Raw genomic sequence first — 15,402 nt, 5'->3', positions numbered from 1 at the left:
ATCACGCGATCAGCAGGCCACCGGTGGGATGCCCGAAGGACTCAGTGGCGCGTCGGTGGCCGGTCCCAGTGCCGGTGCGCGGCGATCGCGGCCACGAACGCGTCCAGGAACTCCTCGCCCGCCGGGCCCGGAGACGTCTCCGTCACCACGCCGTGGTCGGCCTCCACGCGGTGGAACTCAGTGGACAGCCGCAGCCCCTCCGGCTCCAGCGACGACAGGATGCCGACGCCCGAGCCGAGCGCGCCGATCGGCTTGCCGTGCCGGTAGGCGTCCCGCACGAACCGCATCGCGTCCTGGTCGGCGGCCGCGGGCGGCGTGCCCGCCGGTCCGCCGGGCAGCAGGACGGCGTCGTACAGCACGGAGGCGACCGTCGGCAGCGCGCGGTCGACGGTGTACAGCTCACCGTCGGCACCCCGCACCTCCCCGTCCACCGGGGCCAGCGCTTCCACGATCGCGCCCTCGGCGGCCAGCCGCTCCCGCACCGAGGTCACCTGCTCGGCGTCGATCCCGTCGGTGACGAGGACCGCGATCTTCCGGGTGCGGATCGAGCCGTCCCCGCGCTGCGACTCCAGGCTGAGCGCGGGGGAGGAGAGCTTGGACGCCGTCTCGCCCCCGGACGGTTCGGGGACCCCGACACCGCGGGCCACCTGGGCCGCCAACGCGCCGTCCACCTTCGCGAGCTGCTCGACCGTGCGGGCCCGCACCGCCCGGGCGTCCACCTTGCCCAGCTCGAAGCGGAACGCCTCGACGATGTGCTGCTTCTCCCAGTCGGCCATGCTGTTCCAGAACAGCGCGGGCTGGCTGTAGTGGTCCTGGAAACTCGGGCTGCGCCGCCGGATCTTGTGTCCGTCCACGCGTTCCGTGTAGTGCGTGAACGCGTTCCCGTCGACCCCGGCGTGGGCCGGGCAGCCACCGCCGAGCGAGTTCGGGAAGTAGTTCGTGCCCCGGTGGATGGCGCTCTGGTGGTAGCCGTCGCGCTGGTTGTTGCGCACCGGCGCCACCGGCCGGTTCACCGGCAGCTGCGAGAAGTTCGGCCCGCCCAGCCGGATCAACTGGGTGTCCAGGTAGGAGAAGTTGCGGGCCTGGAGGAGCGGGTCGTTGGTGAAGTCGATCCCCGGCACGACGTTGGCCGTGTGGAAGGCGACCTGCTCGGTCTCGGCGAAGAAGTTCTCCGGGTTGCGGTCCAGCACCATCCGGCCGATCGGCCGCACCGGCACCTGCTCCTCGGGGATCAGTTTCGTGGCGTCGAGCAGATCGAAGTCGAACGCGAACTCGTCCTCCTCCGGCACCAGTTGCACGCCGAGCTCCCACTCCGGGTACTCGCCGGCCTCGATGGCGTCCCACAGGTCGCCCCGGTTGAAGTCCGGGTTGCGGCCCTGGCACTCCTGCGCCTCGTCCCACACCAGCGAGTGGGAGCCCGGCTTCGGCGTCCAGTGGAACTTCACGAAGGTGCCCTTGCCGTCCGCGTTCACGAACCGGAAGGTGTGCACACCGAAGCCCTGCATCATGCGGTAACTGCGCGGGATCGCCCGGTCCGACATCAGCCACATGATCGCGTGCAGGGTCTCCGGCTGGAGCGACACGAAGTCCCACAGGCTGTCGTGCGCGGAGGCGCCGGTGGGCATGTCGTTGTGCGGCTCCGGCTTCACCGCGTGCACGAAGTCGGGGAACTTGATGCCGTCCTGGATGAAGAAGACCGGGAAGTTGTTCCCGACCAGGTCGTAGTTCCCCTCGGACGTGTAGAACTTGGTGGCGAAGCCGCGCACGTCCCGCACGGTGTCCGCGGAACCCTTGGGGCCCTGCACCGTCGAGAACCGCACGAAGACGGGTGTGCGCACCGCCGGGTCCTGGAGGAAGGCGGCACGGGTGAACTCGGCGCAGGACTCGTACGGTTCGAAGAAGCCGTACGCGCCCGCGCCCCGCGCGTGCACCACCCGCTCCGGGATCCGCTCGTGGTCGAAGCGGGTGAGCTTCTCCCGGAAGTGGAAGTCCTCCATCAGCGTGGGACCGCGTTCACCGGCGGCGAGCGAGTCGTCGGTGTGGTCCACCTCGACGCCCTGGTCGGTGGTGAGCGGCCCGGCGCTCGGGTCGTCGGCGTGGAAGCTCTCGCGCTGGCGCTGCTTCCGGTCGGCGGACTCCATCAGACGGCCTCCTGGGAGAACACGTCGAGGAACGTCTCGCAGAACGCCTTGAGGTCGTCCGGCTTGCGGCTGGTGACCAGCTTGTTGTTCCCGTGGTCGCAGACCTTCACCTGCTCGTCCACCCAGGTGCCGCCCGCGTTGCGGATGTCCGTCTGCAGACTCGGCCAGGAGGTGAGCACCCGGCCCCGTACGACGTCCGCCTCCACGAGGGTCCACGGGGCGTGGCAGATTGCGGCCACCGGGCGTCCCTGGGTGAAGAAGTCCCGCACGAACGCCACGGCCTTCTCGTCCATCCGCAGGAAGTCCGGGTTGGCCACCCCACCGGGCAGCACCAGCCCGCCGAAGGAGTCCGCGGACGTCTCGCCCACGACCTCCTGCACGGGGAAGGTGTCCGCCTTGTCGAGATGGTTGAAGGCCTGGATCTTGCCGGACTCCGTCGAGACGAGCACGGGTTCGTGCCCCGCGTTCACCGCCGCCTGCCACGGATCGGTGAGCTCGATCTGCTCGACGCCCTCGGGCGCGGTCAGAAACGCGATACGCATGATGACTCAACGTCCTTTCTTGGAAAGCTTTTCCCTCACAGGAGGCCCCTGTCGTCCGGATCCGCGCTGACGATGTCGGCCAGCGCGGAACCCGGGTCCCGGGCCTCGGCGATGTCCCCGAGGCTCACCATGCCGACGGGCAGACCGTCCTCGACGACCGGCAGCCGCCGTACGGCGTGCGTGCGCATCAGCGCGACCGCCTGCGTCACCGGGTCGCCGGGGGCGACCGTCAGCGGATCCGGCGTGCACACCGACTGGGCGCTCACCGTCTGTGGGTCGACGCCGTCGGCGACGGCCCGGACCGTGATGTCCCGGTCGGTGAGCAGCCCCACCACGCGCTGCCCGTCGGCCACGACGACATCGCCGATGTCCTGCGCGCGCATCAGCCGCGCCGCCTCGACCAGCGAGGCGTCCGGGCGGACGGCCACCACACCGGGTGTCATCACGTCCCTGACGAGCTCCGCCGTCACGGGGTGCCCTCCGTCCGGGTCAGCGCCCGCGCGAGCTCCTGGACATTGGCGTAGCTCTCCTTGCGTGGCAGTGCCTCCACCGCCTCGGTGAGGGGGTCGGGGGCGTTCTTGCGGCGCAGCACCCGCACCAGCTCCACGGGAGTGGCGGGGAACGAGCTGCGGCCCAGGAGCCGCGCCAGCTCCAGTCGGACGGACTCCAGCGACGCCCCGTCGCTGCCCGGCGCCACGGGGCCGCCCCAGACCTGCGGATCGTCGTCGGCGGTGGGCTCCGGGTCGTTCCACTCCTCGGTCCGGGTGGGATGCCCGGAACGGAGCAGACCCTGGAGTTCGTGCTTCATCTCGTCGTCGCGGTGGCGGCTCAGCCGGTCGCTGCCTCGCTGCATGTCTCCCTCCAGATCTTCGGGTCCGCACCGCGTACCCGTGGACCGGACGCCGACACAGGGTTTGCCGGACCGAAGCCGGGAGACCCGTTCCCGACCCCCCCGCGCACCTCCCTTGGGAAGGACATGGCGATGGTGGTCCTCGTCGCGCTCATACCGATCCTCATGCTCGGCGCGGTGCTCGCGCTCGGCCGGTACGAGGAACTGATGCTCCCGGAGCCGGAGGGCGACGGTCTCGAACCGGCCGTCCTGCCGACGGTTGCTCCTTCTCCCGCCCCGGCAGGAACTCCTGCACCTTCGCCCTGAACCCCTGCTTCACCGTGGACGCCCGGTCGGCGTCGCCCTTGAGGACGGACGCGGCCGTGGCCTCCAGCTGATCCCAGGTGGCGTGCGGGGGGATCGGCGGCAGGGGCGCATCGGGCTGACCTCCCCGACACGGAAGGCCCAGGCAGCAGCCCGGCGAGTCACCGGGGTTTGGCCCGCGGGGCCGGGGGCAGGCGCACTCACAGTGCTTCGGACCGGAGGCACGTCCGTGGGAGCGGCGACCGGCCGCCGCGGCCGCATCTGTCCGCACGCGGACCCCACGCCGATCGTCCACCCCAGAGCACCATCTAGGGAGCTGCGACGCACATGCCCACTCCAGTGAGCGCGAAGCACCACCCGCACGACGACGCCCCCGACACGGCCGAAGCCTTCCGCAGGCTCGCCGCACTGCCCCCGGGACCCGAGCGCGACACCCTGCGCGGACAGGTCGTGGAGGCCTGGCTGCCCATGGCCGACCGGCTCGCCGGACGCTTCCGCAGCCGCGGCGAGAGCTTCGACGACCTGCGCCAGGTCGCCGCCCTCGGCCTGGTCAAGGCCGTCGACCGCTACGACCCCGCCCTCGGCCACGCCTTCGAGAGCTACGCCGTACCCACCATCACCGGCGAGATCAAGCGCCACTTCCGCGACCACATGTGGACGCTGCACGTGCCGCGCCGGGTCCAGGACCTGCGCAATCGCGTCCGCATTGCCTCCCAGGACCTCGCCCAGACCATCCCGGGACGCAGGCCCACCGTCGCCGAGATCGCCGAGCACGCGAGCATGAGCGAGGAGGACGTCCTGGTGGGCCTCGAGGCCCTGGAGAGCTTCAGCGCCCTCTCCCTCGACGCCGAACTGCCCGGCAGCGAGGACGGCTACTCGCTCGCCGACGCCCTCGGTTCCTTCGACCCCGCCCTGGACACGGTCGTCGACCGCGAGTCCGTCAAGCCCCGGCTGGCCGCTCTCCCCGAGCGGGAGCGCGCCATCCTCTACATGCGTTTCTTCGGCGACATGACGCAGAGCCGGATCGCCGAGCAGCTGGGCATCTCCCAGATGCACGTGTCCCGGCTGATCAGCCGCTGCTGCGGACGGATGCGCGAGCAGATCCTGCGGGACGAGGCCGGCTGACGGCAGCGCGCCGGACCTCCCGGGCGCCCGGCGTCACCCACTCGGCCCTCCCCGTCCCGCCAATGGCCTCCGGCCGCGCGCGGGACGGGGAGGGCCAGGCTGTGATGGCTGTGGGTGCGACCGTCGTGCCCTCGGTCCCGTCGTCGACACCCCGACGCCCGACGACGGGCCCCGCAGCCGTCGGCCGAAGGAGTCCACCCCATGCGCCGCACCGCCCGTCTCCGGGCCCTGTCCCTCGTCCTCCCCGCGCTCGGGATCACCCTGGGCGCCGCCGCGCCGAGCGCCTTCGCGGACCCGGCGGCGGAGGTCAGCCCGAGCAGTGTCCAGCCGGGCGGCACCGTCACCGTGTCCGTCTCCTGCGATCCCGGCACCGGGACACCGCCCGCCACCGTCGACGCCACCTCGGAGGCCTTCGAGTCGCAGACCGTACGGTTGCAGCTGGTGCCCGGCAACGACGACCAGGTTTCCGGCCCCGCCTACAGCGGCACCGCGCGCGTCTCCGCCGACCAGGAACTCCAGGACGGTGCCGGCGGTGTCGGCCCCGACTCGGCGTGGACCGTCGACGGCACCTGCCCGACCGCGGACCGCGCACCGGGCAAGGCCTGGAGTGCCACCTTCACCGTCAACCGCGGTACCGCCGCCCCCGAAGGCAGCCATCGCCCGTGTCCCGAGCCGCGCACCGAGCCGCGGACCGAGCCGCGCACCGCGCCGAGCTCCGAGCCGCGCACCGAGAGCTGCGACCCCGCCGCCGTCCAGAGACCCGTCCACGCCGGTCAGGGCGGCTCCTTCAGCGACTCCGTGCCCGCCCTGGTCACCGGCGGACTGCTGATCGCGGCCGCCGCCGGGGGCGCCGTGTACCGGCTGCGCCGCAAGGCTCCCGCGACGGACGCCTGAGATCGAAACCTCGGGTCCGTGTGACAGGCGCAACCCGCGCCCGCGCCCATGGGACGGCGGCGCCGTGGGTACTGGGAGCGCGAGGAGCGCGGCAGGCGCGAGAGAACGAGACGGCGGACCGGACGAGTCACCGGACAGCGCCCTACGGAGGTGACCATGCGGACCGACCCGGAGGGCCACGGCCCCGTCCGCTACGGCCCTCCGCTGCCCGACGACGGGCTGCCCGTCCTGCCCGAACTCGCCGCCGTCCTCGCCGCCGCGGCCGCCCGCCCCCGCGCCGAACCGGTCGGTGGCGGCATCCCGCTCCTGGAGGCCGCCTGCGTCTACACGGCCCGGCGCGGCCTGCCCGCCGAACCCGACCACGTGGTCGCCGCCCCCGGCGCCCCCTCCCTGCTGCTCGCCCTCACCGCCGCGCTCGGCGGTGACGTCCTGGTGCCCCGCCCCTGTGCCGCCTGGTGGGCGCCGTACGCACGCCTGTTGGGCAGACCCGTGTTCCATGTGGCGACACCGGCCGAGTGCGGCGGTATCCCGGATCCGTACGCCCTCCTGGAGACCGTGCGCCGGGTGCGCGACGAGGGCGGTGACCCGCGGCTGCTGGTGCTGTCCGTCGCCGACGACCCCACCGCCACCGTCGCCCCGCCCGAGGTGCTGCACGAGACCGTCGAGGCCGCCGCGGGGGAGGGCCTGCACCTGGTCAGCGACGAGACCTGGCGCGACACCGTGCACGCCCCGCGCGAGACGGTCTGGCTCAGCCCCGCCGAGATGCTGCCCGACCGGGTCACCGTCGTCACCGACCTGGCCGGCAGCCTGCTCCCGGCCGGATGGCCGGCCGCCTTCGCCCGCTTCCCGGCGAACGGCGACGGCGACGGCCTTCGCGCGCGTGTGCTGGACGTCCTGACCGCCCTCGGCGCCCGCGTCGCCGCCCCCGTCGCCGCGGCCGCCGCCCACGCCCTGACCGAGCCCGAACCGGTCACCGCCCACCGCACCGCCGTAGGACACCTCCACGCGCGCGTGGCCGCCGCCGCGCACTCCGTGGTCGTCGGCGCGGGCGCGCTCTGCCGGCCCCCGCGGGCCGGCCGCCACCTCTACGTCGACCTCGGCCCCCTGCGGCCCGCGCTCGTCGCGCGGGGCGTCGGCGACGCCCAGGACCTGGAGGACTTCCTCACCGCCCGGCTCGGCATGCCGGCGCCCGGCGGCCACCGCTTCGGCGACGACCTCGGCGCGCTGCGCGTGCGGCTGTCGACCGGCCCCCTGCTCGGCGGATCCGACGAGGAACGCGCGGAATGCCTCACGTCACCCGCGCCGTTGGAACTGCCACACGTGCAACGCGCGTTGACCACCCTGGAGTCGGTCTTCGACGACCTCCGCGACGACGCTCGGCGATGGGAGCCTCCTCGATGACGCAGCAGTTCGAGTCGACCACCAGCATGCGAGTGGCCGACGAGCCCTCGGCCCCCTCCTCTTTCGCGCCCGCGTCCCCACCGCTCGCCGCCCCCCGCCCGCTCGGGGAGCGCAGAGTGTGGCCGAAGTCCTTCCACGACCGTCTGACCGCCCCGTTGCCCGGTCTGAAGGCCATGGCCCGCTTCGCCCGCGAGGGCGCCGTACGCCCCGGGCCCGAGGGCCTGGCCGACATCCCGAAGCTGCCCTACGCACCCGGCCCGCTGCCCGCCGTCGACGCCGACACGGTCGCCGTCTCCTGGGCGGGACACGCGAGTTGGGTGGTGCGGATCGGCGGCCTGACCGTCCTCACCGACCCGGTCTGGTCCCGCCGCATCCTCGGCACCCCGGCGCGCATCACCCCGGTCGGCATCGACTGGGAGGCCCTGCCGCGCGTCGACGCGGTCGTCATCAGCCACAACCACTACGACCACCTGGATGCCCCGACCCTGCGCCGCCTGCCGCGCGACACCCCGGTCTTCGTCCCGGCCGGCCTGGCCCGCTGGTTCCACCGCCGCCGCTTCACCGCGGTGACCGAACTCGACTGGTGGGAGGCGGCCGAACTGGGCGGTGTCCGCTTCGACTTCGTCCCCGCCCACCACTGGTCCAAGCGCTCCCTCACCGACACCTGCCGCACCCTGTGGGGCGGCTGGGTCCTCACCGCCCAGGACGGGCAGCGCGTCTACTTCGCCGGCGACACGGGCTACGGCCACTGGTTCTCCCGCATCGGCCGGCGTTACCCCGGTATCGACCTCGCCCTGCTGCCCATCGGCGCCTACGACCCCCGCTGGTGGCTCAGCGACGTCCACTGCGACCCGGAAGAGGCCGTGCGAGCGGCCCAGGACCTGGGCGCGAGGAGGATGGCCCCGATGCACTGGGCGACGTTCGTCCTGTCGGCGGAGCCGGTGCTGGAGCCGCTGACCAGGGTCAGGCAGGCGTGGGAGAAGGCGGGGCTGGCCCGGGAGGACCTGTGGGATCTGCCCGTCGGAGGCTCACGGGTGCTGGAGACCCCCTAGGAGCGGACCCGCTTCCACACCGTCGGCGCCGTGCTGATCGCGATGGTCAGCGCGACCGCCGCGACCACCCCCTGCCAGGGCTCCTTGAACAGTGACCCGCCCAGAATCCCGATCAGCTGATACGTCACGGCCCAGGCCAGACACGCCGGCAGATTCCCCCGGACGAAGCGCCGCAAGGGCCACTCGGCCATCAGGCAGGCCAGCATCACCGGAATCCGCCCCGCCGGCACCAGCCGGGACAGCACGAGGACGGCCACCCCGTGGTCGGCCAGCTTCCCCTGCGCCTGCGAGAGCCGCTCCTCCGGCGCCCGGGACCGAAGCGCCTCCAGCCACCGCGAGCCGTTCTTCGACTTCATCCCGCGCCGCCCCAGCCAGTACAGGGCGATGTCCCCGAGGAACGCGGCGGCGGAGGCCGTGACGAACACGAACAGCAGGGAGAGGGGCGCCGTCTGATGGAACGCCACGACGGCCGCCGAACTCACCAGCGCCCCCGTGGGCACCACCGGCACCAGCGCCCCCAGAAACACCAGCAGGAACAACGTCGGATACCCGATCGCCTGTCCGGCGGCCCCGGGCGTCGCCCCCGTGGTGGCGGCTGCGAGCCACGTCACCGTGCGACCTCCAGTCGCACGCTCTCCCCGTGCTCCAGCCGGTGCACGTCCACGCCGGGCGCGAACTCGGCCGCCAACCGCACGAACTCCGCGCCCGGAGCGTGGAACTCGTGCGGCCGTACCGCGTCCATCCCGATCGGCCAGTACGTCCCGTAGTGCACCGGCACCGCACTGCGCGGCTCCAGCCGGGCCAGCGCCTCGGCCGCGCGCCCCGCGTCGAGGTGCCCCTCCCCGAGATACGGGCCCCACCCGCCGACCGGCAACAGTGCCACGTCGACCGGCCCGACCTCCTTGGCCATGTCGTCGAACAGCCCGGTGTCCCCGGCGAAGTACGTCCGCGCCGAGCCCTCCACGACGAAACCGAGCGCGGGGGAGCGGTGCGGGCCGACCGGCAGGCGCCGCCCGTCGTGCCAGGCGGGCACCACGCGTATCAGGAGGTCGCCGACGCGTCGCTCGTCACCGGGCACCACCTCGTCCACGCGCAGGTCGGTGAGCCGGCGCAGCCCCGGCACCTGGCGAGGTGCGCCCCGGGGCACGAGCAGGCGCGTGCCCGGCTCCAGCCGCGCGAGCGAGGGAACGTGCAGATGATCGGCGTGCAGGTGGGAGACGAGGACCACGTCCGCGCGCCGGGCCTCGGGCGGGGGTACCGCCCCGCGGCGCCGGCGCAGATGCGCGAGCCGGCGGGCGAACAGAGGGTCGGTGAGGACACGTACGTCCGAATCCGTGACCGTGCAGGTGGCGTGGCCCCACCAGGTGATCTCCACCGGCACCTCTTTGCCTCCTTCGCGCGACTCCCCGAAGCCTACGGGCTGGAGTAGGGTCGGCGGCGAAACCCGGAGGTGAGGGGGACACCATGGGAGCGGTCCGTGTCACGGCGATCGCGAGTCTGACGCCGCTGGAGGAACTCGACGCCGATCCCTTCCTGGTGGACTCCCGCAGCCAGCACGCGATGTGTGCGCGCTGGGCCGCGGAACGGGGCTACACCGTGCGGCGGGAACTGCTGGTGCGGGGCCTGCGCGCCGACCACTGCGTGCTGTGGGACGGGGTGCGGGCGGGCCGGGACCTCTTCGTGGCCCCCAGCCGCCGGGTCCTGGAGAGCGCCCTGTCCTCCGTGGAGGAGTTCACCGCCGAGTGCGCCCGCCGCGGGGTACGGGTCGAGACGGTGGGCTTCGCCGAGCCCCTCTACGACGCCCAGATGAAGGCCAGGGTGCACCGCAGGCTGTCGATGCCGACGGCGGGCTACGACGGACGCTGACTGTCCGACCCGTATGACACGCTGGTCCCAGCGCCCGCACCGACGACGGGCCGGGACGTGAGGTGTGCGGGGCGTGGGTGCGCGGCGTTGGCGACGGGTGGCCAGTCAGGTCGGGCGGAGCGTCACGGTATGGGCCGTCTCCACCCTGACGATGCTGGTGCTGGCGGGCATCCTGCCGGACTTCCGGCTCCAGTCCCCGACCGGTGACAGCGCGACCCGGATCGCGGTCACGGCGGCCTTCGGCGCCGGCGCCTTCGGTGTGCTCTCGGCCGTGGTGTGGCCGCTGCTCGTCCGGCTGTTCCTGCTCGTCCCGACCCTCGTGCTCGGGCTGCTCGTCTTCTTCCTCAACGGAGCGCTGCTGCTGCTCGCCCTGCGCCTGAACCCCGCCGAGCGCGGCGACGCCGCCCCGGAGACCGCGGTCGTGGTCGCCGCCGTGATGTCCGCGGTCGCCTCCGCCACCGGTGGTGCCCTCGCGGTGCGCGACGACGAGGCCTACCGGCGCCGCCTGTACCGTCTCGCCGACCGCCGCCGCAGGGGCGGCCCCCTGGGCCCGGCCACCCCCGGCACGGTCTTCCTCCAGCTCGACGGAGTCGGTCACGACGTCCTGCTGGCCGCCGTCGGCAAGGGCCTGATGCCCACGATCGCCCGCTGGATCGGGCACAGCGACACCCCCGGCCGTGCCGTGCGCCCCACCCACCGGCTCACCTCCTGGCGCACCGACTGGTCCAGCCAGACCGGCGCCAGCCAGCTCGGCATCCTGCACGGCAGCAACCACGACGTCCCCGCCTTCCGCTGGTACGAGAAGGACCGCGGCGAGGTGATGGTCTGCAACCGCCCGACCAGCGCCGTCGAACTCCAGCACCGGGCCGTGGAGCAGGCGGGACACGGCGGACTGCTCACCGTCGACGGCGCCAGCCGCGGCAACCTCTTCTCCGGCGGCGCCGAGGAACAGGCCCTCGTCCTGTCCATCGCCACCCGCCGCCGCAGCCGCGAGACCCGCTCCCGGGCCGGCTACTTCGCCTACTTCTCCGACCCCGCCAACGCCGTGCGCACCGCCCTGTCCTTCTTCGCCGAGGTCGGCCGGGAGATCGGCCAGTCGACCCGGGCCCGGACCCGCAAGGAGCGCCCCCGGGTGGGCCGCGGCGGCCTGTACCCCCTCGTCCGGGCCTTCGCGACCGTCGTGGAGCGCGATGTCGTGGTCGCCGCCGTCATGGGCGACATGCTCGCGGGCCGTACGGCCGTCTACGCCGACCTCGTCGCCTACGACGAGGTCGCCCACCACTCCGGGCCCACCAGCCGCGACGCCGCGAAGGTCCTGGAGCGCCTGGACCGCTCGCTCGCGCTGATCGAGAACGTCGCCGAGCACGCCCCGCGCCCGTACCGGATCGTCGTCCTCTCCGACCACGGCCAGAGCCCCGGCGAGACCTTCCGCGCCCGCTACGGCCTCACCCTCGGCGACCTGGTCCGGGCGGGCTGCGGGCTGCCCGTGCCGCGCAGGGCCGAGCGCACCCACAGCGGGGCCGAGGCCCGCGCCGCCGTCCGGGCCGCGCTGCGTCGGCCGGGCAAGGAGAAGCGCGAGGAGTACCGGCCCGCCCGTGGGTCCGAGCCGATCGTGCTGGCCTCCGGCAACCTCGGCCTTGTCTCCTTCCCCGACGTGCACCACCGGATGACCAAGGAGGAGCTGGACGCGCGGCACCCGGCCCTGCTGACCACCCTCGCCAACCATCCCGGCATCGGCTTCCTCCTGGTGCGCAGCGAGGAGCACGGCGGGGTGGTCCTCGGACCGTTCGGCACGGAGATCCCGCTGGATCAACTGGACGAGAATCCGGGGCCGTTGGCCGACTTCGGGCCCGGCGCGGCGGATGTCGTACGGCGTACGCACTCCTTTCCGCACACCGCCGACATCATGGTCAACTCCTGGTACGACCCCGCGGAGGGGGAGGTGCTGGCCTTCGAGGAGCAGATCGGGTCGCACGGTGGTCTTGGCGGGGCCCAGGGGAAGCCGTTCCTGTTGTCGCCGCTCGCCCTGTCCGCGCCGCCGGAGGGGCTGGTCGGGGCGGAGCGGGTTCACGATGTGCTGCGGGGGTGGCTCGATGAGGCGGGGGGTCCTCAAGTGCCGGTGACTGAGCGGGAGGAGAAGGCCGCGTAGTTGCTTGTCTGCGGGCCGGTGGGGGCTGGTCGCGCCCACGCGGCGGAGCCGCATTTCGATACAGCCCCGCGCCCCTAGGCGGGTCCAGTCGCCCTGGGAAAATCAGCTGCGCTTGATTCGCGTGACGCAGACACTGTTCGAGTTGCCCTTTTTCGAACACTCCCCTGGAGCCACCGCTTTGCAGGCTGCCGTCACCGTGTCGCCCTCCAAGATCCCCGACCTCCTCCTCGGCCTCGCCACCGTGCGGCCCGTCTTTGTCTGGGGCGCCCCCGGCATCGGCAAGTCCTCCCTCGTCAGGGCGTTCGCCGCGTCGCTGGGACTGGAGTGCGTGAGCCTGATCGGTACGCAGCTCGCTCCCGAGGACCTGATCGGAGTGCCGCAGATCCGGGACGGGCGGTCGGTGTTCTGCCCGCCCCGGTCCATCGCCCGTGACGAGCCGTACTGCCTGTTCCTGGACGAGCTGAACGCGGCCACGCCGGATGTGCAGAAGGCGTTCTACTCGCTGATCCTGGACCGCCGTATCGGGGACTACGAACTCCCCAAGGGGTCCATCGTCATCGGCGCCGGAAACCGGGCCACCGACAACGCGCTGGCCCGGCCCATCGCCTCCGCCCTCGTCAACCGTCTCACCCACGTCCACCTGGAGGCGTCCGCGAAGGACTGGCTGGTCTGGGCCGCCGAGAACGGCATCCACCCCTGGATCCTCGACCACCTCACCGACCGGCCCGACCACCTGTGGTCCAAGCCGCCGAAGACCGAGGAGCCCTTCTCCACGCCCCGCTCCTGGCACATGCTCTCCGACGCGCTGCACTCCTTCGGCCGGGACCTCGACGAGGAGACCCTGAAGGTGCTCGCGCACGGCACGCTGACGCCCCGGCACGCCACCGCGTTCTGCGGCTACGTCAAGATCGTGCGCAGCCGGTTCGGCATCGAGGCGATCATCAAGGGCGACGCTCGCTGGCCCAACCGGCTGGAGGACCGCGACCTGCTCTACTACCTCGCCGAGTCCTTCCGCGGCCGCCTGGTCAAGGAACTCCCGGTCAGCAAGGAGCACATGTCGGCGAACGGCCGGCAGACCGCGTACCGCGCCAAGTCGCTGCTGGTCCAACTCGCCGAGATCTCCGTCGAGGTCGCGCAGACCGTCATCGCCTCCGACGCCGACGGCAACCCGGTGCTGCCCTCCTGGTTCCTCGTCGAGGCCGCCCGGGACATGCCCCGCCTGGTGGAGGCGCGGCGGTGAGCCGCAGCCCCGAAAAGAAGAAGAAGCGGGACCTCGCGGGCGAGGCGTTCGCCGAGGGGATGCGGCTGATGCGCGCCAACCCGGCGCTCGCGGCCGTCGAGTTCGACGTCTGCCGCCGGGAGGAGTGCCGGTTCGCGCCCCGGGACGGGCTCGTGGTCGTCGACTCCGACGGAGACCTGCACGCGCACCCCGACCGCCTGGCCGAGCCCGCCGCCTGGGCATGGGCCCTCGCCCACGCCGTCCTCCACCTCGGCTTCGGACACGTCCCGGCAGTGAAGGGCGAACGCACCCAGCCCGACCGCTTCGACCTCGCCGCCCGCTGTGTCGTCGTCAACCGCTTCCTGCTCGGCTTCCGCGTCGGTCGGACCCCCGAGCAGCTGCCCGCCGCCTACCCCGACGGCGACGAGGAGCAACTCGCCGCGCGCTGGCGGCGCGACGGCATCCCCGCCGTCTACGAACACTGCGGTACGGCGGGCCCCGAGCCCGACCAGCTGCTGCTCAGGTGGGCGGGCTGGTCCCAGCCGCCCGACTGGCAGCTGGCGTTCGCCACCGCCCTGACCCGGACCGTGTCGGCGGCGATGGACATGGCGGGCGGCCGCCGCGACTCCCTCGACGGCGAGGCTCCCACGCTGCGCCCCTGGCAGCGGGCCCTGAGCTGGTTCGTCTCCTCCTATCCGCTGCTCGGCGGCATCGCGGCCGGCATCAAGTTGGTCGCCGACGCCGAACTCGCCCGCGCCCACGGCATCGCGATCGCCGCCGTCAACGCCGAGGCCGCCGAGATCTACATCAACCCGCTGCGCCGCTTCGACGACGAGGAGTGGCGGTTCGTCCTCGCCCACGAGATGCTGCACGCCGCCCTGCGCCACGGCGACCGCTGCGGCACCCGCGACCCCTATCTCTTCAACATCGCCTGCGACTACGTCATCAACGGCTGGCTGAACGAGATGCGGATCGGCACCATGCCCGAGGGCCTGCTGCACGACCCCGAGCTCACCGGCCTGTCCTCCGAGGAGGTCTACGACCGCATCGCCGGCGACCTGCGCCGCATGCGCCGGCTGGCCACGCTGCGCGGCAAGGGCGTCGGCGACATCCTCGGCGGTCCGCTCGGCTCGCCCCGCGACTACGTCGACCTGGACGAGTTCTACCGCCGGGGCCTCGCGCAGGGCCTCGACCTGCACCAGCGGCAGGAGCGCGGCTTCCTGCCCGGCGGTCTGGTCGAGGAGATCCGCGCGCTCAGCCATCCGCCGCTGCCCTGGGACGCGCAACTCGCCCGCTGGTTCGACGAGTTCGTGCCCAGCCCGCAGCCCGTGCGGTCCTACGCCCGCCCCTCGCGCCGCCAGTCCTCCACCCCCGACATCCCGCGCGCGGGCCGGTACTTCCCGCCCGAGGAGATCGCCCGCTGCACCTTCGGCGTGGTCCTGGACACCTCCGGCTCGATGAGCCGCACCCTGCTCGGCAAGGCACTGGGCGCCATCGCCTCGTACGCCGAGGCCCGGGACGTCCCCGCCGCCCGGGTCGTGTTCTGCGACGCGGCCCCGCACGACGCCGGCTACCTGCCGGTGACCGAGATCGCCGAGCGGGTCCGGGTGCACGGCCGAGGCGGCACCGTCCTGCAGCCCGGCATCGACCTCCTGCACCGCGCCGACGGCTTCCCCGCGAGCGCACCCGTGCTGGTGATCACCGACGGCTGGTGCGACGTGCTGCGGGTGCGCCGCGAGCACGCCTATCTGATCCCGCAGGGGGCCAGGCTGCCGTTCACCGCACGTGGGCCGGTCTTCCGCGTGAGCTGAGCCGTAGTGTGATCGGATGGTTCCCGTACACCCCCGTCAGCGGGACCAC

15 protein-coding genes are annotated in these 15,402 nt (G+C 73.0%); 9 read left to right on the top strand and 6 right to left on the bottom strand.

Going from position 1 to position 15,402, the window contains the following annotated elements; all coding sequences use genetic code 11:
• Positions 1 to 41: 41 nt before the first annotated feature.
• Genes D1369_RS06915 through D1369_RS06900 form a run of 4 tightly spaced genes read right to left on the bottom strand, consistent with a single transcriptional unit; the run spans position 42 to position 3,536 of the window.
• Positions 42 to 2,141: a catalase gene (locus D1369_RS06915; protein ID WP_037901959.1), complete on the bottom strand. Its 2,100-nt coding sequence runs from the start codon at positions 2,139 to 2,141 to the stop codon at positions 42 to 44.
• Complete coding sequence (locus D1369_RS06910) at positions 2,141 to 2,683, bottom strand: type 1 glutamine amidotransferase domain-containing protein (protein ID WP_007385876.1); 543 nt, start codon at positions 2,681 to 2,683, stop codon at positions 2,141 to 2,143. The genes D1369_RS06915 and D1369_RS06910 overlap by 1 nt, the downstream gene beginning before the upstream one ends.
• 35 nt (positions 2,684 to 2,718) lie before the next feature.
• Positions 2,719 to 3,153 (bottom strand): CBS domain-containing protein, encoded by a 435-nt coding sequence (locus tag D1369_RS06905; protein ID WP_007385877.1) that lies wholly within the window; start codon positions 3,151 to 3,153, stop codon positions 2,719 to 2,721.
• Positions 3,150 to 3,536 (bottom strand): DUF2795 domain-containing protein, encoded by a 387-nt coding sequence (locus tag D1369_RS06900; protein ID WP_037901963.1) that lies wholly within the window; start codon positions 3,534 to 3,536, stop codon positions 3,150 to 3,152. The genes D1369_RS06905 and D1369_RS06900 overlap by 4 nt, the downstream gene beginning before the upstream one ends.
• Before the next feature lie 129 nt (positions 3,537 to 3,665).
• On the opposite strand from D1369_RS06900, the gene D1369_RS42825 reads away from it, so the two are divergent.
• The 5 genes from D1369_RS42825 (at position 3,666) to D1369_RS06875 (ending at position 8,308) form a co-directional block, all read left to right on the top strand.
• The gene (locus tag D1369_RS42825) at positions 3,666 to 3,839 is read left to right on the top strand and encodes a hypothetical protein (protein WP_162951068.1); all 174 of its coding nucleotides are present in this window, start codon (positions 3,666 to 3,668) and stop codon (positions 3,837 to 3,839) included.
• 324 nt (positions 3,840 to 4,163) lie between these two features.
• Positions 4,164 to 4,961 (top strand): RNA polymerase sigma factor SigF, encoded by a 798-nt coding sequence (locus D1369_RS06890; RefSeq protein WP_007385880.1) that lies wholly within the window; start codon positions 4,164 to 4,166, stop codon positions 4,959 to 4,961.
• A 201-nt stretch (positions 4,962 to 5,162) separates the two neighbouring features.
• Positions 5,163 to 5,855 carry a hypothetical protein gene (locus D1369_RS06885; RefSeq protein WP_118082337.1) on the top strand — a complete coding sequence of 231 codons (693 nt, stop codon included), beginning with the start codon at positions 5,163 to 5,165 and terminating at the stop codon, positions 5,853 to 5,855.
• Positions 5,856 to 6,011: 156 nt separating this feature from the next.
• On the top strand, positions 6,012 to 7,256 hold the full coding sequence (locus D1369_RS06880; RefSeq protein WP_118082336.1) for an aminotransferase class I/II-fold pyridoxal phosphate-dependent enzyme: 1,245 nt from the start codon (positions 6,012 to 6,014) through the stop codon (positions 7,254 to 7,256).
• The gene (locus D1369_RS06875; protein ID WP_037903864.1) at positions 7,253 to 8,308 is read left to right on the top strand and encodes an MBL fold metallo-hydrolase; all 1,056 of its coding nucleotides are present in this window, start codon (positions 7,253 to 7,255) and stop codon (positions 8,306 to 8,308) included. The genes D1369_RS06880 and D1369_RS06875 overlap by 4 nt, the downstream gene beginning before the upstream one ends.
• Here the strand turns inward: D1369_RS06875 and D1369_RS06870 are convergent.
• Complete coding sequence (locus D1369_RS06870; RefSeq protein ID WP_007385882.1) at positions 8,305 to 8,919, bottom strand: VTT domain-containing protein; 615 nt, start codon at positions 8,917 to 8,919, stop codon at positions 8,305 to 8,307. The two genes, D1369_RS06875 and D1369_RS06870, sit on opposite strands and share 4 nt — an antisense overlap.
• A complete protein-coding gene (locus D1369_RS06865) occupies positions 8,916 to 9,689 on the bottom strand; it encodes an MBL fold metallo-hydrolase (RefSeq protein WP_118082335.1) in 774 nt (257 codons plus the stop codon). The genes D1369_RS06870 and D1369_RS06865 overlap by 4 nt, the downstream gene beginning before the upstream one ends.
• A gap of 83 nt (positions 9,690 to 9,772) precedes the next feature.
• On the opposite strand from D1369_RS06865, the gene D1369_RS06860 reads away from it, so the two are divergent.
• The 4 genes from D1369_RS06860 to D1369_RS06845 all read left to right on the top strand — a co-directional run bounded on the left by D1369_RS06860 (position 9,773) and on the right by D1369_RS06845 (position 15,353).
• Complete coding sequence (locus tag D1369_RS06860; protein ID WP_007385884.1) at positions 9,773 to 10,174, top strand: hypothetical protein; 402 nt, start codon at positions 9,773 to 9,775, stop codon at positions 10,172 to 10,174.
• Positions 10,175 to 10,238: 64 nt separating this feature from the next.
• Complete coding sequence (locus tag D1369_RS06855; RefSeq protein ID WP_007385885.1) at positions 10,239 to 12,323, top strand: phage holin family protein; 2,085 nt, start codon at positions 10,239 to 10,241, stop codon at positions 12,321 to 12,323.
• A gap of 178 nt (positions 12,324 to 12,501) precedes the next feature.
• Complete coding sequence (locus D1369_RS06850) at positions 12,502 to 13,563, top strand: MoxR family ATPase (protein WP_007385886.1); 1,062 nt, start codon at positions 12,502 to 12,504, stop codon at positions 13,561 to 13,563.
• On the top strand, positions 13,560 to 15,353 hold the full coding sequence (locus D1369_RS06845) for a hypothetical protein (RefSeq protein ID WP_118082334.1): 1,794 nt from the start codon (positions 13,560 to 13,562) through the stop codon (positions 15,351 to 15,353). The genes D1369_RS06850 and D1369_RS06845 overlap by 4 nt, the downstream gene beginning before the upstream one ends.
• Positions 15,354 to 15,402 lie beyond the last annotated feature (49 nt).

Source organism: Streptomyces sp. CC0208 (genome assembly GCF_003443735.1).
GTDB lineage: Bacteria > Actinomycetota > Actinomycetes > Streptomycetales > Streptomycetaceae > Streptomyces > Streptomyces sviceus.
This window is presented reverse-complemented; position numbering and strand designations above follow the sequence as displayed.